Consider the following 24,761-nt stretch of genomic DNA (forward strand, 5'->3'; position numbering starts at 1 on the left):
GATGCACCGTGGACACCCGGCGGTCGTGGTCCAGCGGGTCGGCGTCCCGGTAGAACTGCACGTGGTCGTCGACTCGCGTGGCCGACCGGAACGGGAGCAGGCCGACCGCGGTGCCGCGGTGCAGTGGGCCTACAGCGATCCGACCGACCGTCCGACCGACTTCGGTGCTGGGACGCAGTGCATCTCCAGCGACACACTCCGCCAGCGCGAGGCCACGGGCTCGGTACGGTTCGTCATCGACCCGGCGGGCCCGTCCCGCGCCGGTACGGAGTTCCTCCCACCTCCTCGGCCGCCGGTGCTCGCCACGCTCCGGTCCGTGACGCCGACGCCGCTCGGGACGGCCGCCGGCCTCTGGGCCGCGATCACCGCCGACACCGTCTCGCCCGGGCGGTCGCTCATGCTCCGTTCGGGTCGGTGGTCGCTCCCCGTGGTGCTGGCCCGAGACCCCCGGGCGACGGCTGCGGCGATCAGACACGCCCTCGGCGACCGCCCGCACCCGGCGATCTTCGTGGTGGAACGTCCCTCAGGGCTGCCGCGGCCGTGGCGGGCTGGAGCGCAGGCAGCGATCGAGACTGCGTTCTTGTCCTCCTGACAAATACCGTGGTACGGTCGAGCCATGGCAGTCGAACTCAGCACCTGGGACGCCCAGGGCAACCAGACGACAGCGACGTTCTCCACCATGCGGTTCCCCGCCGGTGAAGCCCACGTCAAGGTCGCGAACGACACCGCCGAGCCGGGGAGACTCACCGAGATCGCGACCCTGCGCGGCACGAGCGGCGACGACCTGATCATGCTCGGCATGTGGGCGGACGCCGTGCGGCAGCGCGGATCGAGGTCCGTCGCGCTCGTCCCATACCTGCCCGGAGCCCGGCAAGACCGCGGCTTGCCGTTCGGCGCGAAGGTCTACGCCGACGTCCTCAACGGCTTCCACCTCGACCAGGTCATCGCGTTCGACCCGCACTCGCCGGTCATCGTCGGTCTGGTCGACAACCTGACCGTCGTCACGAGCGAGCAGGTCGTCCGTGACGCCGTGGTCGGCGCACCCGAGCACGACGGCGGCGACCCGTACACCGGCATCATCGCTCCGGACAAGGGCGCGGTCCCCCGTGCAACCGCGGTCGCCGAGGCGTGCGGGCTGCCGCTCTACCGGGCCGAGAAGCACCGCAACCCCGACACCGGCAAGCTCGACGGCTTCACCTGCGAACCCCTGCCCGACACCGGCCGGTTCCTGGTGGTCGACGACATCTGCGACGGCGGCGGCACGTTCATGGGGCTCGCGGGCTCGACGGGCCTGCCCAAGGAACGCCTCGGCCTCTGGGTCTCGCACGGCGTCTTCTCCGGCCGGGCAGCACAGCTCGCCGACCACTTCGGCGAGATCGTCACCACCGACTCGTACCCGGCGCAGAACGCCATCGACGGCCTGCGCACGATCGCACTCACCCCCTACCTGACGGAGCAGATCCGATGACGCAGACCACGAGCACCACGACCACCGCGAACGCCGGAACGACCACGGGGATCGAGCCGCGCATCACCACGGCGAGCCCGATCGCGCCGCTACTGGCCGTCGACGGTTACAAGCACTCGCACCGGCAGGTCTACCCGGCCGGCACCACCCGCATCCTGATCAACTGGACGAACCGGTCGAACGCGCACATGCCCGAGTCGACGCACGCCGTGGTCTTCGGGCTGCAGGCGTTCATCCAGCGTTCGCTCGTCGAGGCCTGGGCACCGTTCTTCGCGGCGGACGAAGACGAGGTCGTCCGGCTCTTCGACGAAGCGCTGCAGAGCTACTTCGGCCCGAACCACATCGGCACCGACCACGTCCGGGCCCTGCACCGCCTCGGCTACCTGCCCCTCGAGATCCGTGCGCTGCCCGAGGGCACCCTCGCACCGATCGGCGTCGCGACCCTGACCGTCGAGAACACGATCGACGAGTTCTACTGGCTGCCCAACTACATCGAGACCGCCCTGTCGGCGTCGATCTGGCACCCGTCGACGGTCGCGACGAAGGCGCTCGAGTACCGCGACCTGATGGAGGACTGGGCCGCCCGCACCGGCGCGGTCCCGGCCGGCATCGACTTCGCCGCGCACGACTTCTCGTTCCGTGGGCAGTCGAGCATCGAGTCGGCCGCAGCGGGTGGCGCGGGCCACCTCCTGTCGTTCCTCGGCACCGACTCGATGCCGTCGCTCGACTTCATCGACCGCTACTACCCGGGCGACAACGGTTGGGTGGCCGCGAGCGTGCCCGCCACCGAGCACAGCGTGATGTGCGTCCGCGGCGCCGACGGCGAGCTGGCGACCTTCGAGCAGATCCTCGACGTGTACCCGACGGGCATCGTCTCGGCGGTCAGCGACGGCTTCGACCTGTTCAAGGTCATCACCGAGACCCTGCCGCAGCTCAAGGACCGCATCACCGGTCGTGACGGCAAGCTCGTCATCCGACCCGACTCGGGCGACCCGGTCGACATCGTCACCGGCACCGTGCACGGTGTCGACCAGGCCGAACTGTTCGCCGCCGACCGCAGCCACGAGCAGAAGGGCGTCGTCGAACTGCTCGACGAGATCTTCGGGCACACCGTGAACGAGCAGGGCTTCAAGGTCCTCGACCAGCACATCGGCGTCATCTACGGCGACAGCATCACGCTCGACCGTGCCCGTCGCATCTACGAGCGCCTGGCCGCCAAGGGGTACTCGAGCGACAACATCGTGCTCGGCATCGGGTCGTACACGTACCAGTACATGACCCGCGACAACCTCGGCAGCGCGGTCAAGGCCACGTGGGCACTCGTCGACGGCGAGCCCGTCGACATCCAGAAGGACCCGAAGACCGGCAGCGGCAAGAAGAGCGCGAAGGGCCGCATCGCCCTGCACCGCGACGAGACCGGCGAGATCCGGCAGACCGACCAGGCCACGGCCGACGACGAGGCGACCAGCCTGCTCCAGCCGGTGTGGGTCGACGGCCGCTTCACGCGCCTCCAGTCCTTCGCCGACGTCCGCCAGACGCTCCGCGACGAGCGTTCGGCTCGTGCCACCCGCCGGGCGGCCACCGCGTGACCGATGCCGCAGCGGCGATCCGCGACCAACCGCTCATCGCGATCGACGTCGTCCCGGTGTCCTTCGTGACGACGGACGGTTTGCGGGTCGCCACCGCGCGTCGGGCGTACGCACCGTACGCCGGACAGGAAGCGCTCCCCGGCGTGCTCCTCGACGGCACCGAGATCCTCGCCGACGGTGCGCGGCGCGCCCTGCGGACCAAGACCGGCGTCGGCCCGGCAGCGGTGCGCCACCTCGCGCAGGTCGGCGCGTTCGACGGACCCGACCGCGATCCACGGAGCTCCGCGATCAGCATCGCGTTCCTCGCGGTCATCGACCCGGCAGCGCACGCCGACGCAACGTGGCACGACGTCGGCGCGCTGCCGCTCGGACTGCCGTTCGACCACGACCGGATCGTCGACTCGGCGCTCGAGCGCGCACGGGTCCTCCTCTGGTCAGACCTGCCGTTCACACGAGCGCTGCTCGACGATCCGTTCACCACGGCGGACGCCGCTCGGCTGCGGATCGCCCTGACGGGGACCACACCGGATCCGGGCAACCTCAACCGGACGCTCCGTACGAACACCGCGCTTGCCCGGGTCGAGCTCCCAGCGAGTGCGGGACCCCGGGGCGGGCGTCCCCCGGCAGCCTGGACGTGGCAGAACTGAGCACGGTTGGGTGGACCCATGTCCTCTTCCTTGTCCGGTGACGACTCCCTGCACCTGCCCGAGTTCGACGCACCCCCGGCGTCGCCGCTCGACCTCGCGCAGCAGTGGCTGGATGCCGCGGACGAACGCGACGTCTCCGAGCCGAAGTCGATGACCCTCGCCACGGCCGGAGCGGACGGCCGGGTGTCCGCCCGCACGGTCGACGTGAAGCGACTCGACGACCGCGGGCTCGTGTTCGGCACCTCGACGCTGAGCCCGAAGGGTCGTCAGCTCGCCGACAACCCGCACGCGGCACTCCAGGTCTACTGGCGCGAGACCATGCAGCAGCTCCGGTTCGAGGGCCGGGCGGTGCAGCTGTCCGACGACGAATCCGACGCGCTGTTCGCCGACCGGTCGCCGAAGTCCCGCGCCGCCACCGCCATCGCGGACCAGTCCGCCGTGCTCGAACCGCGGACGCTGCAGGACTTGATCGACGACGCCAACGTGCTGCTCGACGAGTCCGACGACGCCGTCCCACGGCCGGCCGGGTGGGTCGCGTGGCGGCTCGAGCCCGACGTGGTGGAGTTCTGGCACGGCAGCCGCGACCGGATGCACCGCCGCTTGCAGTACGTGCTCGCCGACGGCGCCTGGTCGGCCACCCGCCTGCAGCCGTAGTCGAGTCCGCTCCCGGTCAGTCCCGCTGCCACCACGACGGCTTCGCGGACTCGACGGTGATCGTCAGCGACCGGGCGTCGTCGGACTTCCTGGCCACCACGAACACCGTCGCCGTGGGGTCGGTGGTCCGCACGCGCCACACCGGCCATGTGTGCGGACCGAGCTTCGGGTCGTACCAGGGCCCCGGTCCGTTGTCGGTCTCGACCAACACACGTCGAACGCTGGCAGGGTCGAGGTCGGGGACGCCAGCAGCCCGCGCCTGCGTGAGGACACGAGCGACACCGGCATCGACGGCCGTCGTCCGCGCAGCCCGGGCCAGCCGGAGCCGGCGTCGCGTGACCAGGTACCCGAGGGCGATGAGCCCCGCGGCAACCAGCACCGTGCCGACCAGGACCACTGCGGTACCGCGGTCTCTCGGCCGGTCCGCGACGACGACCCCCCGACGAGGACCGCCCCGCCGAGCAACAGTCCGGCGCCTCGGATGCACCTGACTAGCCGGAATGCACGGCGCCAGGTCTGATCCGCGTCGAGGACGTCCCCGAGGTCGACCGTGACCTCACCCGTCGCGCCGCCCCCGCCCGTCTGCACCCGTCCAGTCTCCCGCACCCCGCACCGGCGCCGCTCCGGCTGGTGCGAGGTTGACCACTCCGTGCGCGCTTCTTGCGCTGCACGGAGTGGTCAACCTCGCACCGAGTAGGTCCGCCGTCCGCCGCGCAGCCCCTACCGCCCGATCGGGTTCGCCATCGCCCCCGCCCGGATGAGCGACGACGACTGGTCCGCCAGGTCGACCATCGACAGGGTGTTCCGCAGCTGCAGCCGGTTCAGGCAGGAGTGCTCGAACGTCGGCACACGGAGGTCCAACTGCCGTCGGCGGTCCGGGTGCGCGGCGGCGTGCGCGTCGATGCACTCCCCTACGACCTCCCAGAACCGGCCTTCCGGCAGCGCTCCGTCGTCGTCGAGGATCGCCGCGACGAACCGCAGCACCCCGTCGAACACGTCGGTGAACACCGCAAGGGCCGCTTCGTCGTCGGACACCGGGTGCACGATCCGGTCGATGTCGGCGGGCACGGGACGATCGTCGTGGCGCCCGAGCACCGCTGCCTCTTCCCCGATGTCCTTCATGACGGCACGGACAACGGCGCCGTCGTGGACGACGAGCACGAGGTTCTCGCCGTGCGGCATGAACACCAGGTCGTGCACGGTCAGGCAGTGCACGACGGGCAAGAGGTAGGCGTCGAGCCAGCGCCGCACCCACTCGTCGGCAGGCAGCCCCGATGCCTCGATCAGCGCCGAGACGACGGCGTTCCCCGAGGCGTCCCGGTGCAGCAACGCCGCCATCGTCAGCAGTCGCTCGCCGTCCGTCACCCGCGGCAGCGGGCTCTCCCGCCACAGGGCCGCGAGCATCTTGCGCTGCGGCGACGACACGTCGACCCGGTGGTACGCGTCGCCGGTGTAGCCGATGGCGGCGTGCTCACGGAGCACCGAGAACCCGACCGAGGCCAGCGTCGGGTCGGCGCTGACGATCGACTCGACCCAGTCGTTCACCGCCGGAGTGTTCCGCATATACGCGGGCGACATCCCCCGCAGGAACCCCATGTTCTGCACGGCGAGCGCCGTCTTGACGTACGAGCGCGTCGGGTCCGAGCGGTCGAACGCGGTGCGGATCGACTGCTGCGGCTGGTACTCGTCCGGCCCCTCGCCGAGGTCGACGAGGTCCTGCCGCCCCAGGTCGGGTGCGAACGTCACGGCGATCCGGTGCTGCCACTGCCAGGGGTGCACGGGGATCCACACGTAGTCGTCAGGGTCGAGGCCTCGACGTTCCAGCGTGGCGCGGAACCCGGCGATGGTCTGCGGGTCGAGCTCGGCCGCCCAGTGGTCGCGCTCGGTCCGGTCCGCGGCGAGCGCCAGGTGCGTGTGCTCCCGTCGGGCGGCGAGCCACCGGTACCGGAAACGGCCGCCAGCCTCGGGCGCGAAGGCCCGGTACTCATCGAGTCCGAACCCGATCCGCCCGTTCGCGGCGACGAACGCCGGGTGGCCCTCGGTCATCGCTGCCTCGACGTCCTGGAACGAGGCGACGGCAGCCTCGACGGAGTCGCCCGTCCGCCCACGCGCGAGCTGCGCGGCGGACGGCCCGCCCCGCCGATGCTTCGCAGCAGCGCTCGCCAGGGTCGAGGCGATCTCCTCCAGGTACGTCCCGAGCAGTTCGTCGGGGATCCCGAGCACCTCGTGCAGTTCGAGCACGAGGTGCTGCGCACTGAGCGACGCCGGCATCCCAGCGCGAGTGCGCGTCAGCGAGGCTTCGTCGATCGACCAGTGTTCGAGCACGTGCTGCCGTGCCCGGAACCGGTAGGTCGAGTCCCCCGCGTCGAGCCGCCACCCCTCCCCGTCCGGCACGGGTGCGATCAGCCGCTCGTGGGTGAACTCGGCGATGGCCTTCGCCACCAGGTGTCGTTCGGCGGGTTCCAGGTGCTCGGGTCGCAGGTGCGCGGCCGGACCGTCGTCGTCGGGCACGCCGATCCGGTCGGTGTCGAGCACCGACAACAGTGCCCGCTTGCCGTCGACGTCGACCTGGCGCAGCGCGCGGAAGCCCACCTCGGCGTTCTTCGCCTGCACCGCGGTGTTCCGCACGTCCGGCTCGACGACGACCCGCCGCGCGCCGAGGACGTCGCGGCAGTGCTCGACGACGGCGCGCATGACGGCGCTCGTCAGTCCGTGCACGCGGCCGCCGGCGGGCACCGGTGCGACGAGCAGGTGCATGCCGACGTCGCCGGGCTCCGCCGCCCACACGTCGGTGAGCAGGACGGCGGCGGGGTCGTAGGTCTCGACCAGGAAGCACGGCTCACCGTCGCGTCGGCCGAGCCACGCAGCCTGCGCCGGGTCCGCCTGCACGCCGGTCAGGTAGTCCCGGACGCCGTCCACGTCGAGGTCGCCCATCTCCCACCACGACGACGCCGGATGCGCGAGCCACGACTGGACGACGACGGCGTCGCGTTCCGGGACCACGGGTTCGACGGCCAGGAGGCCCGGAGCAGCTCCGGCAGACACCGTCGCCTCGGGCGCACTGGTCAGTCCACTACCCGTCACGTCGGTACCCGTCAGGTGCGCGCTCATGCGGGCACCTCCGTGCGCTCGGTCGCCTGCCGGGCCGGCGCGCGGTGCGCACCGGCGGGAGCGGCGGTGGACTGGTCCGTGGCGGGCAGGCCGAACTCCTGGAAGGCGATCCGGGCCTCCAGGCCGTACACGGGGCGACCCGTGACGGACCGGATGATCGACGCGTTCCGCCACGCGCCCATGCCGAGGTCGGGCGCGGTCAGGCCGTGCGTGTGCTCCTCGGCGTTCTGCACCCAGATGCGTCCGCCGAGGGTGTCGACGTGGTGATCGCGCGCGACGGCCAGGCGACCACGGGAGTCACGGGCGACGAGGTGCTCGACGGGGTCGAGGAACCGCGGCGTGCGCGGCGTGTAGCCGGTCGCCAGGACGAGCCGCTCGACCTCGTGCTCGTACGTCTGGTCGAGCTGCTCGTGGCGGAGCGTCAGCCGGTACGACCCCCGGTCGGCGAGCCACTCGGCGTCGACGACACTGGTCTCGGTGCGCAGGGTCGTCGGGATCGGGCCGCGTGCGCTGATCCGGTACAGCTGGTCGTAGAGCTCGTCGACGAGGTCCGCACTGATGCCCTTGTACAGCCCGCGCTGCTCGCGCCCGAGACGGTCGCGAGCATCCTCGGGCAGGCCGTGGAAGTGGTCCGTGTACTCCGGACTCGTCATCTCGAGCGTGAGCTTCGTGTCCTCCATCGGGAAGAACCGCGGCGACCGGGTGATCCAGTCGAGTCGGTAGCCGTCCTGGCGCAGGTCCTCGAGCAGCTCGCGGTAGACCTCGGCAGCGGACTGCCCGCTGCCGACCACCGCGATCGAGGCGGCACCGCGGAGCGCGTCGCGGTTCGGCAGGAACTCGGCGGAGTGGATGACCGGTCCGGCGATCCCGCGCAGCGGGGCGGGGACCGACGGCTCCGTACCGATGCCGACCACGACGTGGCGTGCGCGGTACGTCTCGGGACCCTGATCGGTCTCGGCGTGCACCGTGAACACGTCCGTCGCCGAGTCGTGCTCCACCGCTGTGACGGACCGGCCCCACCGGAGCGTGTCGAGCCGGTCGGCGGCCCACCGGCAGTAGGCGTCGTACTCGCTGCGCAGAGGGTGGAAGTCCTCGCGGATGTAGAACGGGTACAGGCGGCCGGTCTCCTTGAGCCACGCGAGGAACGAGAACGGCGAGGTCGGGTCGGCCATCGTCACCAGGTCCGCCATGAAGGGCACCTGGATCGTGGCGTCGTCGAGCATCATGCCGTGGTGCCAGGCGAAGCCGTCGGCGGCGTCGAGGAACACCGCGTCGAGGTCGTCGAGCGGGTCGGTGAGGCAGGCGAGGCCGAGGTTGAACGGGCCGATGCCGATGCCGATCAGGTCGTGCACGGTGCGGTCGGTGGTCATCGCGTTGCTCCTTCCGGGGCGGTGGTGGTCGCGCGGACCCGTGCTGCCGTCGCGGCGACGTGCTCGAGCGAGGCGCGCATCTGCGCCGGGGTGGTCTCGGGGTTGAGCAGCGTCAGCTTGTTGCAGGGTCGGCCGTCGATCACGGTCTTCGCGATGAGGACCCGGCCCTCGGCGAGCAGCGCCGCACGGATCGGGGCGACGAGCGCGTCGGATTGCTCGTCGCTCACCCCGGCGGGCTGCCAGCGGAAGAGCACGGTGCTGAGCTGCGTCGGCGCGACGAGCACCAGGTCGGGGTGCTCCTCGACGATCCGGTGGGTGGCGGCGGCGAGGTCGATGACGGCGTCGAACGCGGTGCCGATCGCGTCGGCCCCGGTCGCGCGCAGGGTGGCCCAGAGCTTCAGGGCGTCGAAGCGGCGGGTGGTCTGCAGCGACTTGTCGACCTGGTTCGGCTCGGCGGCGTCCTCGGGGTTGAGGTAGTCGGCGTACCAGGCCGTCCGGCGCAGGTCGGCCGGGTCACGGACGAGCAGCGCGCTCGAGGACACCGGCTGGAAGAAGGACTTGTGCAGATCGGTCGTCACGCTGCGCGCCCGCTCGATGCCGGCGAGCAGGTGCCGACGCGTCGGGGAGACGAGCAGTCCGCAGCCGTACGCGGCGTCGACGTGCAGCCAGACGTCCTCCAGATCACACACGTCGGCGATCGGCTCGATCGGGTCGATGACCCCGCGGTCGGTGGTGCCGGCGGTCGCGACGACCGCGATCGGGGTACGGCCCGCTGCCCGGGTCGCGGCGATCGCCTCCGCGAGGGCTGCCGGCCGCATCCGACCGGCGTGGTCGGTGGCGACGTCGACCACGGCCTCGAGACCGAGGAGTCGTGCCGACTTCGCGATGCTGAAGTGGGTCTCCGCCGTCGTGAACACGGTTCCGGCAACGCCGACCGCTTCGCGCGCCAGCAGCAGCGCCTGCAGGTTGGACTGCGAACCGCCCGAGGTGAACACCCCGTCGCCGGCAGTGAACCCGGCACGACGGGCCAGCCAGTCGACGACGTGGCGTTCGATGTCCGTGCCGATGCGGGACTGGTCCCAGGTGTCGACCGACGGGTTCACCGCGGCGAGGACGGACTCGGCGGCGACCGCGGGCAGTGCGACCGGGCAGTTCAGGTGCGCGAGGTAGCCGGGGTCGTGGAACCACACGGCCTCGCGGACGAACAGGTCGTCGAGTTCGGCGAGCGCCCGTTCCGTCCCGACGGGAGCGGCGTCCAGGTCGACCGCGCGCACCCGGTCGTGGAGCGCTTCCGGGGCGGTCGCGGTCGTCGGGCGGTCGACGGTGGCGAGTCGGTCGGCGAGCTGGTCCACCGTCGACCCGACGGTCGACCGGTAGCGCTCGGCGTTGGCAGTGGTCAGCAGTTCGATGGGTGTCACGTTAGGTAAGGCTAACCTCACCTGTATTTCGGTGTCACCCGAACAGGGGTGGACTCCCAGGTCTCGGGCGTGGCGCGACGTCCTCGTGCCCACGACGAACGCACCCCGCCGGGGAGCCGGCGGGGTGTACGGACGTTCAGCCAGCTCTGGCTAGAGCTTCTCGATCGGCGCGATCTTGATGAGCAGCTTCTTGCGGCCCGCGGAGTCGAACGCGATCTCGGCGATGCGCTTCGCGCCCTGGCCGGTCACCGCCGACACGGTGCCCTCGCCGAAGTCGACGTGCTTGATCCGGTCGCCGGCGACGAGTTCCATGTCGCCGTTGTCGCGGACCTGGCCGGACACCCGGTTCGCCCACTCGGTCTTCGGGCGGGTCTTCGACGCAGCGGCCGCGCGGTCGTACGACCCACCGCCCCAGCCGCCACCGCCGCGGTAACCACCGCCACCGCCGCCGCCGATGCCGCCCTCGCGCTTCGCGTTGAGCGCCCGGGGCTGCGTGCCACCACGGCTGTTCGCCATGCCCGGCGACTGCTTCCACTCGATGAGCCCCTCGGGGATCTCCTGCAGGAAGCGCGACGGCATGGCGACGTTGACGTCACCGAACTGGGCGCGGGTCATCGCCAGCGACAGGAACAGGACCTTCTTCGCGCGGGTGATGCCGACGTAGAACAACCGGCGTTCCTCCGACGGACCACCCGGTTCGTTCGCGGACATCCGGTGCGGCAGCAGGTCTTCCTCGACGCCGGTCAGGAACACAGCCTCGTACTCCAGCCCCTTGGCCGTGTGCAGCGTCATGAGCGACACCGTGCCGGACGAGTCGTCGAGCTCGTCCGCCGCTGCGACCAACGAGACCTCGGTCAGGAAGTCCGTCAGCGTGCCCTCGGGGTTGTTCTTCTGGAACTCGCGCGTCACCGCCACGAGCTCGTCGATGTTGTCGGCCCGGGCGGCGTCCTGCGCGTCGGGCGACTTCCGCAGGTTCTCGAGCAGGTGGGAGCCGTCGAGCAGCTGGGTCAGGGTGTCGACGACCGGCTGCGTCGGGGCCTTCTCGGACACGGAGTCCAGCAGCGCCGCGAACTCAGTGATGGCGTTCCGCACCTTCGGCCCGAAGCCGAGCTCACCCGCGTGCCGCAGGGCATCACGCATCGTGGTCTCGTGCTCGTCGGCGTAGCGCTGCAGGGTCGTCTCGGTGACGGAGCCGATGCCGCGCTTCGGCACGTTGAGCACACGACGGAGCGCCATCGGGTCGGCGGGGTTCGCCACGGTGATCAGGTACGCCATGGCGTCCTTGATCTCGGCGCGCTCGTAGAACTTCGTGCCGCCGAGCACCCGGTACGGGATCGCGGCACGGATGAAGATCTCCTCGAGCGCACGGGTCTGCGAGTTCGTCCGGTAGAACACCGCCATGTCGCGGTAGTCCATGCCGTCCTCGCGCAAGCGCTGGATCTCGTCGGCGACGAACTGGGCCTCGTCGTGGCCGGTGTACCCGGTGAAGCCGACGATCTTCTCGCCCGCGCCGACGTCGGTGAACAGGTTCTTCGCCTGACGGTCGAAGTTGTTCGCGATGACGGCGTTCGCGGCGTCGAGGATGGTCTGCGTCGAGCGGTAGTTCTGCTCGAGCAGGATCACCTTGGAGTTCGGGAAGTCGCGCTCGAATTCGACGATGTTGCGGATGTCGGCCCCGCGGAACGCGTAGATCGACTGGTCCGAGTCGCCCACGACGGTCAGGGACGCTCCGGCGATCGACCCGTCGCGCTCGCGCATGCGGGCGACGTGCTGGCCGGAGTCCTCGAGCTTGTCGACCTGGTCGACCGGCACCGGACGCGTGAGCTCGCGGATCAGGGAGTACTGCGCGTGGTTGGTGTCCTGGTACTCGTCGACCAGGATGAAGCGGAAGCGCCGCTGGTAGAGCGCAGCGACCTCGGGGAACGCCCGGAACAGGAAGACGGTCTGGCCGATGAGGTCGTCGAAGTCGAACGCGTTCGCCCGGCGCAGGTCGTTCGTGTACCGACGGAAGACCTCGGTGAACATGACTTCCTGCGGGTCGTTCACGTTGATGTTGCGCGCGTACGAGTCGATGTCCTGCAGCTCGTTCTTGAGCTTCGAGATCTTCGACGCCGCGGCGCCCACCGTGAGCCCGAGCGTGTCCGCCTCGAGGTCCTTGATGATCCGCTTCAGCAGGGCCTTGGAGTCGGCGGAGTCGTAGATCGTGAACGACTGCGCGAACCCGAAGCGCTCCGCCTCGCGCCGGAGGATGCGCACGCACGCCGAGTGGAACGTCGAGATCCACATGCCGTCGGACTCGCCACCCACCAGGGCCCGGACGCGCTCACGCATCTCGGCCGCGGCCTTGTTCGTGAAGGTGATAGCGAGGATCTGCGACGGCCAGGCTTCACGGTTGGCGAGCAGCAGCGCGATGCGGCGCGTGAGGACGCTCGTCTTGCCGGATCCGGCACCGGCCACGATCAGCAGGGACTCGCCGCGGTACTCGACGGCTTCCCTCTGCTGGGGGTTCAGACCCGCGGTGAACGGGTCTTCGTACGCACGGGCACCGGCGCCCGGCTCGGGCGTCGATTCGAAGGGGTCGAGCACGATCGTCATGTTCGGGACAGTCTAAGCGGGACCCCCGACAGCCGACCGGGCGAGGACCGCCAGGTCGGTGTGGTCCGCGAACACCCCGTCGAGGCCGGTCCGGATCACCGAGGTGTACCAGCGCTCCCAGTCGCCGAAGGCCGCGACGTCCCCACCGCGGCGCAGGGGCCCGGGCAGGAACCGGTTCTCCGGTCGGAGCGTCCACGTGTACACCGCGAGGCCCGCGGCGTGCGCACGGTCGACGATCGCGCTCCGGACCGGCGTCGGGTCCTCGAGCGCGACGCTGTCCGCCCCGGCCATCAGCGTGCCGAGGTCGACGCTGATGCCGTGGAACTCGGTCGCGAACGACGCGAGCGCGTCCTCGGAACGCTCCGCGGCGTAGGTGGGGGCGAGCGATCCGTGGGACGCGACCTCGTCGGCGGCGCTGCCGCGGGCCTCCTGGAGGTACACCAGCCGACCACCCGTGTGCCGCTCGCGCAGGTCGCGGAGCACGCCCTTCTCGAAGCTCTCGACCGTGAGCCGCTCGTCACGGCGCCACCCGGCGTCACCGAGCGCGCGGTCGACGAGTTCGCCCATCGGGAAGCCCGCGCGGTCGAAGAACGCCGCGTGCTTGACCTCGGCGACCAGCCCGACCGGACGAGGCGCGGCGTCGAGGATCGCGAGCAGGTCCTCGAGGCGCAGGATCGGCTCCTCGCCGTCGTGCTCGGCCGACCCGGGCCGCAGCGCGGGAAGACGTTCCCGGGTGCGGAGCGTCTGCAGCTCGGCCCAGGTGAAGTCCTCGGTGAACCAGCCGGTCAGGCTCTGGCCGTCGACGGTCTTCGTCGTGCGCAGGTGCCGGAACTCCGGGTGGTCCGCGACGTCGGTGGTGCCGGACACCTCGTTCTCGTGGCGGAGCACGAGCACGCCGTCCTTCGTGGGCACCAGGTCCGGCTCGATCGCGTCGGCACCGAGCTCGATGGCGAGTTCGTACGCGCTCCGCGAGTGCTCGGGGCGGTAGCCGGACGCACCGCGGTGGGCGATCACGAGGGTCATGGCGCGACCCTACTGGGCCAGGGTGACGGCGGGCCGCCCTGTGTCGCGGGACACACGCGCCCGGCCGGAGCCCGTGCATCTCAGCATCGGCGCTGACCATCGCTGCATGACCGTCCGATCGCTCTCCACCGCCGTCGAGGCCAGGATCGACCGTGCCGCCCGCCGACTGCTCGACGCCGGGCACCAGCCGCACCGGCCCGTCCGGTTGTTCGTCACCGAGTTCCTGGTGTTCGGCGCGAAGCAGGCGTGGGCGTGCGCGTTCGGGGCGCTGCTGCTCGGTTCGATGGCCGGGGCCTCACTGACCGTGCCGGCGGCGTTCCGGAACGACGTGCTGACCGCCGTGGCGGTGCTGCTGCAGCTCGGCATGCTCGTGTTCGGGCTCGAGACCGTGCGGGAACTCCGGGTCGTCCTGCTCTTCCACGTCGTCGGCACCGCCATGGAGGTCTTCAAGACGCGCATGGGCTCGTGGTCGTACGAACCCGGCGGGCTGCTCGTCATCGCCGGGGTCCCGCTGTTCTCCGGGTTCATGTACGGCGCGGTCGGGTCGTACATGGTCCGTGTGCACCGCCTGTTCGACCTGCGGTTCGACCGGTACCCGCGGCAGTGGCTGCTCGCCGTCGTCGCTGCCGGCGTGTACCTGAACTTCTTCGGGCACCACTTCCTGCCCGACGCCCGCTGGGTCCTGCTCGCACTCGTCGTCCTGCTCTTCGCCCGCACGACCATGCACGTCCGGATCCACCGAGCGACGATGCGCATGCCGGTGCTCGTCGCCATGGGACTCGTCGCCGTGTTCATCTGGCTCGCCGAGAACGTCGCGACCTGGGCCGGAGCGTGGAGCTACCCCGCGCAGCTCGCCGTCTGGCACCCGGTGGCCCCGACGAAGATCGTGGCCTGGTTCCTGCTCATGACGATCTCGGTCGCGCTCGTCACCTGGCTCTACCCGGCGGTGCCGTCGGGCTCGGCGCTGCCGTCCGGCTCGGCGCGTTGGACGGCGGACTCTCGACGACTTCGAGGCGCGCGCGCAGCGGGTGCCCATAGGCTGCCGTCGTCAGGGCCTCCGGGCCCGCGTCCGCTCGCCGCGAATCCTCAGCCTTCCGCGACCGAGCGCACCTAGGCTGAGAGGACTCATATCTCCTAGGAAGAGGACACCATGGCCTTCAAGCCCGGTTTCGACCAGTCCCCCGCCTTCAACGCCCAGGGACCCAACACCTGGGGCGGGCGTGGCGCTGGTCAGCAGCAGGCCGGCTGGGGACAGACCCCGCAGCAGGCACAGGGCGGGATGACCCCCGAGCAGCTGCAGTACATGTACGACCGCCCGGCGGCATCGACGGTCGACACCGACCGCATGTCGTACGAGGACACCATCGTCAAGACGCTGCTCGCCTTCGGCGTGCTGCTCGTCGGTGCGGTGGCCGGTTGGAACCTGCCCCCGATCGTGTGGATCGTCGGCGCGATCGTCGGGTTCGTCCTGGCGCTCGTGAACACCTTCAAGAAGAAGCCTTCGCCGGGTCTGATCCTGACGTACGCGTTCTTCGAGGGGCTCTTCGTCGGCGGGATCTCGAACTTCTTCGAGTACAACTTCACGCAGACTGGCGGCATCGTCGCCCAGGCCGTGTTCGGCACCCTCGGGGTGTTCGCGGTCACGCTGCTCCTGTTCCTGTCGGGCAAGGTCCGTGCGACCCCGAAGGCCACCCGCTTCTTCCTCATCGCGATCGTCGGGTACATGGCGTTCTCGCTCGTGAACCTCGTCCTGATGTGGACCGGTGTGACCCAGAGCGCCTTCGGCCTCATGGGTGTGACGTTGTTCGGTATCCCGCTCGGCGTCCTCATCGGCATCTTCGTCGTGGTCATGGCGGCGTACTCGCTGATCCTCGACTTCGACCAGATCAAGACCGGTGTCCAGCGTGGCGCCCCGAAGATCTACGCGTGGACCGCGGCGTTCGGCCTCATCGTGACGCTCGTCTGGCTGTACCTCGAGATCCTGCGCATCCTCGCCATCGTCGCGAGCAGCGCGCGCAACTAGTACCACTGCGTACACGAAGGGCCCCGGCGCTGCCGGGGCCCTTCGTCGTTCCCGGAGCAGGGCGGTGGGCGGGAGCGCCGGCAGTGCCAGTGGTCGCAACACCCCGCCGGTCGCCCGGCGAGTGGTCACGAAGTGTCGCCCGGGCCGGGGCCAACCGACAGTTCGTGACCGCTCGGCACCGGGCCCGCGGGGTGTTGTCGCCACTCGACGACCCCCAGCAGCACCCACTCCCCCGGCAGCGCCGCCCCCGGACGCGCGGAGGCCCGGCACGCAGGGCGTGCCGGGCCTCCGGTCGTTCAGGGGAGCGTCACTCCCACTCGATCGTCCCCGGCGGCTTCGACGTGACGTCGAGCACGACCCGGTTGACGTCGGGCACCTCGTTCGTGATGCGGTTCGAGATCTTCGCGAGCACGTCGTACGGCAGGCGCGTCCAGTCCGCGGTCATGGCGTCCTCGGACGAGACCGGACGGAGCACGATCGGGTGCCCGTACGTGCGGCCGTCACCCTGGACACCCACGGAGCGGACGTCGGCGAGCAGGACGACCGGGCACTGCCAGATCTCCCCGTCGAGGCCCGCTGCGGAGAGTTCCTCGCGCGCGATCTTGTCGGCGGCGCGGAGCAGCTCGAGCCGCTGCTTGTCGACCGAACCCACGATGCGGATGCCGAGCCCCGGTCCGGGGAACGGCTGGCGGCCGACGATGACCTCGGGAAGGCCGAGCTCGCGACCGACGGCACGGACCTCGTCCTTGAAGAGCGCACGGAGCGGCTCGACGAGCTCGAAGGTCATGTCCTCGGGCAGGCCGCCCACGTTGTGGTGCGACTTGATGTTCGCGGTACCCGCTCCGCCGCCGGACTCGACGACGTCGGGGTAGAGGGTGCCCTGCACGAGGAACTTGACCTCGCCGTCGTCGCCGTCCCCACGCGCCTCGAGCACGAGTGCCTCGGCCGCGGCCTCGAACGTGCGGATGAACTCGCGCCCGATGATCTTGCGCTTCTGCTCGGGGTCGCTCACGCCGGCGAGGGCGTCGAGGAACTGCTGCTCGGCGTCGATCGTGATGAGCCGGACACCGGTGGAAGCGACGTAGTCCTCTTCCACCTGCTTGCGCTCGTCGGCGCGGAGGAGCCCGTGGTCGACGAAGACGCAAGTGAGCTGGTCACCGACGGCCTTGTGCACGATGGCTGCGGCGACGGCGGAGTCGACACCGCCGGACAGGCCGGCGATCACGCGGTTCGACCCGACCTGGGCCTGGATCCGGGCGACCTGCTCGTCGATGACGTTGCTCGAGTTCCAGTCGCCGGGCAGACCGGCGGCGCGGTGCAGGAAGTTCTCGAGGACGGCCTGGCCGTGCTCGGAGTGCTTCACCTCGGGGTGCCACTGCACGCCGTAGAGCTTGCGCTCGTCGGACGCGAAGGCCGCGACGGGGGTCGACGCGCTCGACGCGAGGACCTCGAAGCCCTCGGGGGCCTTCGCCACGGAGTCGCCGTGCGACATCCACGTGACCTGGGACCCGGGCTGCCCGCCGAGCAGGACGCTGTCGGTGCCGCTGACGTCGACGGACGTCGCGCCGTACTCACGCAGGCCGGTGTTCGCGACCTCGCCACCGAGGGCGGTCGCCATGGCCTGGAAGCCGTAGCAGATGCCGAGCACGGGGACGCCGAGGTCGAGGATGTCGCCGTCGAGGGACGGTGCACCTTCTTCGTACACGGACGACGGACCACCGGACAGCACGATGGCTGCGGGGTCCTTCGCGCGGATCTCCTCCGCCGTGATGGAGTGCGGGACGATCTCGCTGTAGACGTTCGCTTCGCGGACCCGACGCGCGATGAGCTGCGCGTACTGGGCCCCGAAGTCGACGACGAGGACGGGACGCTGTTCGGTCTCGCTCACCGAGCGGCCTCCTTCTCACGCTGCTGGGCAGCGATCAGCTCGTGGTAGGTGTCCATGGCCTTCTGCTGCATGCGGTGTTCGACCACGAAGGACATGAACGGGATGATGCCACCGAGGGCGATGAGCAGGAAGCGGGAGGGCTTCCAGCGCATGATGCTCCACAGACGGAAGTCCGTGAAGAGGTAGAGGACGTACAGCCAGCCGTGCGCGATGAGGATCGCGATCGACAGGTTGAACGTGCCGGGTGCTTCGCCGGCCGTGCCGTTCGGCACGAAGAACGGGCCGTTGCCGAGCTGCATCTCGAGCTGGAGCGGCGTGTACTTGATGATGACCTCGATCACGAGGGCCAGCAGCAGCACACCGGTGATGTACGCGGAGACGCGGTACCACTTCACCGCACCCGGGATCTTCGGGATGTCGCGGGTTCGGACGGTCAAGGCCATGACGACCAGCCTACCGTCGGTCCGCGAGGGCCCCGTCGACGCTGAGGGCAGCCTCACGCCGCTCCTCTTCCTCGCGCTCCCAGGCGTCCTTCACGAACCGGTACCAGAGGAACACCGCGAAGCCGGCGAAGACGACCCACTCGATCGCGTAGAACAGGTTCAGCCAGTCGAACTGGACCTCGCGCGACGGCGCCCGGTCGGCGATGGTGCCGAGGTCGGCGGCCTGCGCGGTGGCACCATCGGCGACGACGTACCCGAGGTACATCCGGTCGTCGAACGCCTTCCAGGTGTTCACGAAGCGCGCGGGTGCCACGGCGGAGTACTCCGCCTGCTTGTAGGTGTCCTGGTCGGGCGACTCGGCGGGGTAGTACCGGCCCTGCACCGTGAGCGTCTGCCCGTCCGTCAGGCGGTCACCACCGGCGACGGCGGCCGACCGTTGGTCGGACCACCCGATGACGACCGGGAGGCTCGCCCCACCATCCGAGTCCACCAAGTGCCCCACGGTCTGGTACGTCCCACCCCCGGTGCGGCCGGTCAGGATCGTGGTGTCGCCGGCGACGAACGTGCCGGTGACGGTGACCTTCTGGCCGGCGATGGTCTCGCTCGCGGGTTCTTCCGGGGCGGTGACCGCCTCGAGCGCCTTGCGGGTCTCGGTGGTCGCCGGCAGCGGTTTGCCGTTGGCGATGCTCCGCTCCAGCTGCCACTTGCCCAGCCCGGCGAACACCGCCGCGAGCACGAGCGCCAGCAACAGCAGCGCGATCCACCTCGGTCGTCGGGCAACGGCCCACATCTGTATCAGTACTCCGGATCGCGCTGTCGGACCGGACGCTCAGGGCGCTCGGTGGGGATCTCGACGGGCGACGTGACGGGTTCGTCGGTCGCCTCCGGTGACCCATTCTCCTGCTCGTCCCTGCCAGCGGCCTCCACGAGCGCGAACTCCTCCGCGAACTGGCGGTCCCGCTCGGCACGGCGGACCGCGGCGGCGGACGCTGCTTCGGCTTCCTCGGCCTCTGCTGCCTCGGCGGCGGCAGCCGCGGCGACCGCACGGCGGCCACCGAGTCGTCCGCGCAGGCGGGCGAGGCGGGCGGGGCGCACCACGAGGCGGCCGATCCGCTCCGAGTTCACCGCGAGCAGCGGCCCGAGGATCGCCATGACGAGGACGTAGAGGCCCGCGAACGCGGTGATCCGGGCCTCCAGTCCGGCGGCAGCCGAGAGCGTCGCGAGGATCAGCGCGAACTCGCCACGGTTCACCAGGATGACGGCGGTGTTGATCCCCTGTTGGACGTTGAAGCCGTTCATGCGCGCGACGATCTGCCCGGCGACCGCGTTCAGCACGACCGTCATGCCGATCGCACCGAGGACCGGCCAGAGCACCTCGCCGAAGGTCGACAGGTCGAGACCGAGCCCGAAGTTCACGAAGAAGAACGCGGCGAAGACGTCACGCATCGGCAGGGCGAGCTGCTCGATGCGGTCGCGGTACCGGGTGGCGCCGCACAGCAGACCGATGACGAAGGCGCCGATGGCGTCGGTCACGCCGAGCAGGTCGCCGATGCCACCGAACATCACGGCGAGCCCGAAGAACAGCACCGTGAAGAGTTCGTCGTCACGCGTCGCGAAGATCTTCGAGACCCACTTGCCGGCGAACCGGGCGAGCGTGAACATCACGATGAGGAAGCCGAACGCGAGCGCGAGCTTGCCGACGACCGCCCACGCGTTGGTGTCGCCGGACAGCACGACGGAGACGATCGCCAGGTAGACGGCGATGAAGACGTCCTCGATGACCGTGACGCCCAGGATCATCGGGGTCTCGTCGTTCGCGAGTCGTCGCAGCTCGATGAGGAGCTTCGTGACGATCGCGCTCGACGAGGTGGCCGTCATGCCCGCGATGATCAGGGCTTCTCGGGTGCCCCAGCCGAGCGAGAAGCCGAAGGCGAACCCGACGCCCATGTTGATGACGACGTAGGTGCCGCCCGACACCAGGAGCTTGCCGGCGTTGCCGTAGAACTCCTCTTGGTCGAACTCCAACCCGAGGTTGAACAACAGCAGGATGAGCCCGAACGTCGCGATGAGCTCGATCGTGTGCGACTCGACGTTCAGGCCGATCCACGGCGTGTGCGGGCTCGCGATGAGCCCGACGATCATGTAGATCGGGATCGCCGGCAGACCGATGGTCTTGCCGAGCCGCCCGAGCACGTAGGCGATGACGAACAGCACACCGATGGTGAGCAGTTCACCGCCCAGGTGCATGCGCTAGCTCTTCCGCGGGGCCTCGGCCGATGCGGCCGCAAGCTCTCCGCTGCGGTAGAAGGAGAAGGCCTTGGCGACCTTCTCGGGGGAACCGGCGACGACGATGGTGTCACCGGGGAAGACGACGAAGTCCGGCGAGGGTGCCGGGTTGGCGCTGTCGCCACGGACCACGGCCACGACGGTCAGACCGATGAAGCCGGAGTCGTGCAGGTCGCCGAGCGGCTTGCCGGCGATCGCGTCGTCGTAGTCGACCGAGAACCAGTCGATGGACAGCCCGGGGATCTCGTCGAGCTTGTCGAGGCCCTCGGTGATCCGGGTGCCGCCCAGGAGTTCGGCGAGGGTGTGCGCCTCGTCCTCGCTGAGGCGCAGCGAGACCTTCTCGGACTTGTCCGCGCCGTCGGAGACGTCGGCGAACGAGATGAGGTCGGAGTGACCCGACCGGTGCGTGATGACACCGCACTTGCCACCGTCGTCGGTGTAGAAGCTGTGCAGCACGCCGACTCCGGGGAGTTTGACGCGATGGACGTCGACCATGATGGCTCCCTTTTCGAGTACGCCCATGCTAACCACCGCACGGCCCCGCGCATTCCGGTCGCTACTGTTCTGTGGATGGGGAACACGCGGATCGTCGTCGGGCTCGTCGGGACGCTGGTCGTCGCACTCTACGCAGGACTGCTGGCGGTGAACGCGCTCGTGCTCGACCCGCTCAGTGCGGTGCCGGGGCAGTCGCTCGGTGCGATCTACGGCCACCTCGACGCGCAGGGCTTCCAGGTGCGGACCGACGTCGTGGCCGTGCTCGTCATCGCAGCGGTCGGCATCGCGTTGGCGGTCACGGTCCTGATCGTGACGCTGGTCCGGCGGACGACGGCGCACGTCGCCGCCGCCTGGCTACTGTCGATCGTGGCCGCCGGCGCCGTCCAGGTGTTCGGTTCCGGTTTCCAGCTCGGGATGGACGTGGCCGACGGCTACGGCATCGGCGGCGAGGACCACACCATCTGGGCGGGTGTCCTCTACGTCACCAGCCTCGTCGCGCTGCTCGCGATCCCGGTCGTGCTCGTCGTCGGCGAGCGACGCCGTGGCCGCGCCGTGTCGGAGACGCTGGCCGCCTGACGGACGCACCACGGGCCTCCCGTCCGGAGGCCCGTGGCCGCGTCCGCAACGCGGGTCGCTACTCCGGCTCGCTCGTCTTCTCCCCCACCACCTGCTCGTCGGACGCCTTCGCGCCCTCCGCGCCGCTGCTGCGGCCACCGCCCACGACGACGTCGTCCTCGTCGAAGCCGAACGCGATGTCCGGTGCCTCGAGCCGCACACGGTCCGCGCTCCCGTCGTCGGGCTGCAGCTGCGACTCGCGTTCCGCGGCCACACGCTTCAGGTAGTTCGACACCTCGTGCTCGGTGGTCTCCTGGTCCCAGCCGAGCACGTCGGCCATGAGCTTCGCGGCGACCGGGGCCGCCGACTCACCACGGTCCCAGGCCTCGATCGAGATGCGGGTGCGGCGGGCGAGGACGTCCTCCAGGTGCAGGGCCCCCTCGTGCGAGGCGGCGTACACGACCTCGGCACCGATGTAGTCGTCGGCTCCCGGCAGCGGCTCGGCCAGGGTCGGGTCCTGCTCGACGAGCTGCAGCACCTCGGTGGCCAGGGTGCCGTAGCGGTTCAGCAGGTGCTCGATGCGGACCTTGTGCACGTTGAAGCTGCGGGCGGTCCGTGCGCGACGGTTCCACGCGGCCGGGTAGCCCTCGGCCCCGAGCAGTGGGATGTCCTCGGTCGTCGACGCCGGGATCTTGCCGTCCATCGCGGCGACGGCCTCGTCGATGGCGTCCTTGCCCATCACCCGGTAGGTGGTCCACTTGCCGCCGGCGACCACGACGAGCCCGGGCACCGTGTGCGCCACCACGTGCTCGCGGCTGAGCTTCGAGGTCTGGTCGGACTCCCCGGCCAGCAGGGGCCGGAGTCCGGCGTAGACGCCCTCGACGTCCTCGCGGGTGAGCGGGACGCGGAGCACCTTGTTGACGTGCTCGAGGATGTAGTCGATGTCCGCTGCGGTCGCCGCCGGGTGCGCCTTGTCGAGGTACCAGTCGGTGTCGGTCGTGCCGACCAGCCAGTGCCGGCCCCACGGGATCACGAACAGCACGCTCTTCTCGGTGCGCAGGATCATGCCCATGTTCGACTGGAACCGGTCGCGCGGGATGACCAGGTGCACGCCCTTCGACGCCCGCACCTTGAACTGCCCGCGGGTGCCGATCATCGCCTGGGTGTCGTCCGTCCAGACGCCCGTGGCGTTCACGACCTGCTTCGCGCGGATCTCGAACCGCTCGCCGGTCTGGATGTCGTGGGCCTGCGCGCCGACCACGCGCTCCCCCACCTTGATGAAGCCCTCGATCCGGATGCGGCTCGCCGCATGGGCGCCGTACGAGGCCGCGGTGCGGACGAGCGAGGCCACGTAGCGGGCGTCGTCGACCTGGGCGTCGTAGTAGGTCATGCCGCCGACGAAGGCGTCCTTCTTGAGCGACGGCATCGAGCGGAGCACCTGCGTACGGCTGAGGTGCCGGTGGTGCGGGACCCCGGGCGGACGACCGCCGGACCAGCTGAAGGCGTCGTACATCGCCATGCCGATGCCGATGTAGAACCGCTCCCACACACGGTGGTTGAGCGGGTACAGGAAGCGCACCGGCTTCACCAGGTGCGGGGCGATCCGCTGCAGCAGCAGGCCGCGTTCGATGAGGGCCTCGCGCACGAGCCCGAAGTTCAACTGCTCCAGGTAGCGGATGCCACCGTGCACGAGCTTCGACGAACGGCTCGACGTGCCGGAACCCCAGTCACGGGCCTCGACGATGCCGACGGTCAGGCCGCGGGTGACGGCGTCGAGCGCACTGCCCGCACCGACGATGCCGCCGCCCACGACCAAGACGTCGAGTTCCTTCGTCTTGAGGGTCTCGATCGCCGCCGCGCGTTCGTCGGGGCCGAGCTTGGCCGCGGGGTCGAACCCCGCCCCCGGCACGACGTCGCCAGGACGTCCGGCCGAACTGGTCTGCTTCGTGGTGCTGGACTTCGCCATCGTCGCCTCCGGGTCACGGTCGGCGCCGAAGCGTCACCCGCGTCGGTGCGCGGGTGCCACCAGGATCACTGGTGGTACGGCGCCACGACCACTTCTACTCGCTGGAACTCCTTGACGTCGGAGTATCCGGTCGTCGCCATCGAGCGGCGCAGCGCACCGACGAGGTTGGCGCGGCCGTCGAACGTCGGGGTCGGGCCGTTCAGCACGTTCTCGAGCGGGGCGATCGTGCCCACCTCGACCCGGCGGCCACGGGGCAGCTCGGGGTGGTGCGCCTCGGCACCCCAGTGGAAGCCGCCGCCCGGTGCCTCGGTGGCACGGGCGAGTGCGGTGCCGAGCATGACGGCGTCTGCACCGACCGCGATCGCCTTGACGATGTCCCCGGCGGTGTCGAGACCGCCGTCGGCGATGACGTGCACGTAGCGGCCACCCGACTCGTCGAGGTAGTCACGACGCGCACCCGCGACGTCGGCGACCGCGGTGGCCATCGGCGCGTGGATGCCCAGCGCGGCACGCGTGGTGGACGCAGCACCGCCGCCGAAGCCGACGAGGACGCCGGCAGCACCGGTGCGCATGAGGTGCAGCGCCGACGTGTACGTCGAGGCACCGCCCACGATCACGGGGACGTCGAGCTCGTAGATGAACTTCTTGAGGTTGAGGGGCTCTTCGTTCTGCGACACGTGCTCGGCCGAGACCGTCGTGCCGCGGATGACGAACAGGTCGACACCGGCGTCGACGACCGTCTTCGAGAACTCCTGCGTGCGCTGCGGGCTGAGCGAGCCGGCGACCGGCACCCCGGCGGCACGGATCTCGGCCAGGCGCGCGGTGATCAGCTCCGGCTTGATCGGCTCGGAGTAGATCTCCTGCATGCGCTTCGTGACGTTGCCGTCGGTGAGCGACTTGATCTCGTCGTAGTAGGGCGTCGGGTCCTCGTAGCGGGTCCACAGCCCCTCGAGGTCGAGGACGCCCAGGATGCCGAGCTTGCCCATCTGGATCACCGTGGCCGGCGACGACACGGAGTCCATCGGCGCGGAGAGGATCGGCGACGCGAAGGTGAACGCGTCGATCGACCACTGCACGCTGACGTCGCGCGGGTCACGCGTGCGCCTGGAGGGGACCACCGCGATGTCGTCGAACGCGTACGCCCGACGTCCGCGCTTGCCTGCACCGATCTCGACTTCGCTCACCCGGCAAGCCTACCGGGCAGGTCCGGGGGCGTGCACGGACCGGACG

Annotated in this window: 21 protein-coding genes; 8 read left to right on the forward strand and 13 right to left on the reverse strand. The window is 70.3% G+C overall.

The window, feature by feature from the left end:
- The first annotated feature begins 1 nt into the window (after position 1).
- The 5 genes from GVL05_RS01075 to GVL05_RS01095 are packed head-to-tail and all read left to right on the forward strand — an operon-like array spanning position 2 to position 4,358.
- Positions 2 to 592 (forward strand): hypothetical protein, encoded by a 591-nt coding sequence (locus GVL05_RS01075; protein ID WP_159570507.1) that lies wholly within the window; start codon positions 2 to 4, stop codon positions 590 to 592.
- A gap of 24 nt (positions 593 to 616) precedes the next feature.
- Entirely contained in the window at positions 617 to 1,468 is an 852-nt protein-coding gene (locus GVL05_RS01080) for a phosphoribosyltransferase family protein (RefSeq protein WP_159570510.1), read from the forward strand.
- Entirely contained in the window at positions 1,465 to 3,057 is a 1,593-nt protein-coding gene (locus GVL05_RS01085; protein ID WP_159570513.1) for a nicotinate phosphoribosyltransferase, read from the forward strand. The genes GVL05_RS01080 and GVL05_RS01085 overlap by 4 nt, the downstream gene beginning before the upstream one ends.
- The gene (locus tag GVL05_RS01090) at positions 3,054 to 3,704 is read left to right on the forward strand and encodes an NUDIX hydrolase (RefSeq protein WP_159570516.1); all 651 of its coding nucleotides are present in this window, start codon (positions 3,054 to 3,056) and stop codon (positions 3,702 to 3,704) included. The genes GVL05_RS01085 and GVL05_RS01090 overlap by 4 nt, the downstream gene beginning before the upstream one ends.
- Before the next feature lie 18 nt (positions 3,705 to 3,722).
- Complete coding sequence (locus GVL05_RS01095) at positions 3,723 to 4,358, forward strand: pyridoxal 5'-phosphate synthase (RefSeq protein WP_132099117.1); 636 nt, start codon at positions 3,723 to 3,725, stop codon at positions 4,356 to 4,358.
- A 16-nt stretch (positions 4,359 to 4,374) separates the two neighbouring features.
- Here GVL05_RS01095 and GVL05_RS01100 read toward each other — a convergent pair whose 3' ends face one another.
- From GVL05_RS01100 to GVL05_RS01125, 6 genes are all read right to left on the reverse strand, one after another.
- Entirely contained in the window at positions 4,375 to 4,755 is a 381-nt protein-coding gene (locus tag GVL05_RS01100; RefSeq protein ID WP_159570519.1) for a hypothetical protein, read from the reverse strand.
- Between the two features lie 323 nt (positions 4,756 to 5,078).
- Positions 5,079 to 7,469: a GNAT family N-acetyltransferase gene (locus GVL05_RS01105; protein ID WP_159570522.1), complete on the reverse strand. Its 2,391-nt coding sequence runs from the start codon at positions 7,467 to 7,469 to the stop codon at positions 5,079 to 5,081.
- Entirely contained in the window at positions 7,466 to 8,839 is a 1,374-nt protein-coding gene (locus GVL05_RS01110) for a lysine N(6)-hydroxylase/L-ornithine N(5)-oxygenase family protein (RefSeq protein WP_159570525.1), read from the reverse strand. The genes GVL05_RS01105 and GVL05_RS01110 overlap by 4 nt, the downstream gene beginning before the upstream one ends.
- Positions 8,836 to 10,257: a pyridoxal-dependent decarboxylase gene (locus GVL05_RS01115; RefSeq protein WP_159570528.1), complete on the reverse strand. Its 1,422-nt coding sequence runs from the start codon at positions 10,255 to 10,257 to the stop codon at positions 8,836 to 8,838. The genes GVL05_RS01110 and GVL05_RS01115 overlap by 4 nt, the downstream gene beginning before the upstream one ends.
- 150 nt (positions 10,258 to 10,407) lie before the next feature.
- Positions 10,408 to 12,852: an ATP-dependent helicase gene (locus GVL05_RS01120; protein WP_159570531.1), complete on the reverse strand. Its 2,445-nt coding sequence runs from the start codon at positions 12,850 to 12,852 to the stop codon at positions 10,408 to 10,410.
- 12 nt (positions 12,853 to 12,864) lie between these two features.
- Positions 12,865 to 13,875 carry a glycerophosphodiester phosphodiesterase family protein gene (locus tag GVL05_RS01125; protein ID WP_159570534.1) on the reverse strand — a complete coding sequence of 337 codons (1,011 nt, stop codon included), beginning with the start codon at positions 13,873 to 13,875 and terminating at the stop codon, positions 12,865 to 12,867.
- A gap of 106 nt (positions 13,876 to 13,981) precedes the next feature.
- Here GVL05_RS01125 and GVL05_RS01130 point away from each other — a divergent pair, with 106 nt between their 5' ends.
- Complete coding sequence (locus GVL05_RS01130) at positions 13,982 to 14,989, forward strand: DUF817 domain-containing protein (RefSeq protein ID WP_159570537.1); 1,008 nt, start codon at positions 13,982 to 13,984, stop codon at positions 14,987 to 14,989.
- 36 nt (positions 14,990 to 15,025) lie between these two features.
- Complete coding sequence (locus GVL05_RS01135; protein WP_111083414.1) at positions 15,026 to 15,898, forward strand: Bax inhibitor-1/YccA family protein; 873 nt, start codon at positions 15,026 to 15,028, stop codon at positions 15,896 to 15,898.
- 307 nt (positions 15,899 to 16,205) lie between these two features.
- On the opposite strand, the gene guaA is transcribed toward GVL05_RS01135, so the two are convergent.
- From guaA to GVL05_RS01160, 5 genes are read right to left on the reverse strand one after another with little or no spacing between them, the layout of a single operon-like run.
- A complete protein-coding gene (gene guaA / locus GVL05_RS01140; RefSeq protein ID WP_111083415.1) occupies positions 16,206 to 17,786 on the reverse strand; it encodes a glutamine-hydrolyzing GMP synthase in 1,581 nt (526 codons plus the stop codon).
- Positions 17,783 to 18,229, reverse strand: coding sequence for a DUF3817 domain-containing protein (locus GVL05_RS01145; protein ID WP_111083416.1), 447 nt, complete (start codon positions 18,227 to 18,229; stop codon positions 17,783 to 17,785). The genes guaA and GVL05_RS01145 overlap by 4 nt, the downstream gene beginning before the upstream one ends.
- Positions 18,230 to 18,239: 10 nt before the next feature.
- Complete coding sequence (locus GVL05_RS01150; protein ID WP_159570540.1) at positions 18,240 to 19,019, reverse strand: SURF1 family cytochrome oxidase biogenesis protein; 780 nt, start codon at positions 19,017 to 19,019, stop codon at positions 18,240 to 18,242.
- Between the two features lie 5 nt (positions 19,020 to 19,024).
- Positions 19,025 to 20,476: a cation:proton antiporter gene (locus GVL05_RS01155; RefSeq protein ID WP_132099123.1), complete on the reverse strand. Its 1,452-nt coding sequence runs from the start codon at positions 20,474 to 20,476 to the stop codon at positions 19,025 to 19,027.
- A 3-nt stretch (positions 20,477 to 20,479) separates the two neighbouring features.
- Complete coding sequence (locus GVL05_RS01160) at positions 20,480 to 21,010, reverse strand: cation:proton antiporter regulatory subunit (protein WP_071260110.1); 531 nt, start codon at positions 21,008 to 21,010, stop codon at positions 20,480 to 20,482.
- A 75-nt stretch (positions 21,011 to 21,085) separates the two neighbouring features.
- Between GVL05_RS01160 and GVL05_RS01165 the strand changes: the two genes are divergently transcribed.
- Positions 21,086 to 21,586 carry a hypothetical protein gene (locus tag GVL05_RS01165; RefSeq protein WP_159570543.1) on the forward strand — a complete coding sequence of 167 codons (501 nt, stop codon included), beginning with the start codon at positions 21,086 to 21,088 and terminating at the stop codon, positions 21,584 to 21,586.
- A 58-nt stretch (positions 21,587 to 21,644) separates the two neighbouring features.
- Here GVL05_RS01165 and GVL05_RS01170 read toward each other — a convergent pair whose 3' ends face one another.
- Together GVL05_RS01170 and GVL05_RS01175 are read right to left on the reverse strand one after the other, a co-directional pair.
- Entirely contained in the window at positions 21,645 to 23,531 is a 1,887-nt protein-coding gene (locus tag GVL05_RS01170) for a glycerol-3-phosphate dehydrogenase/oxidase (RefSeq protein WP_159570546.1), read from the reverse strand.
- A gap of 65 nt (positions 23,532 to 23,596) precedes the next feature.
- Entirely contained in the window at positions 23,597 to 24,715 is a 1,119-nt protein-coding gene (locus tag GVL05_RS01175; RefSeq protein WP_123339491.1) for a GuaB3 family IMP dehydrogenase-related protein, read from the reverse strand.
- Between the last annotated feature and the right edge of the window lie 46 nt (positions 24,716 to 24,761).

This window comes from Curtobacterium sp. 18060 (genome assembly GCF_902706105.1).
GTDB lineage: Bacteria > Actinomycetota > Actinomycetes > Actinomycetales > Microbacteriaceae > Curtobacterium.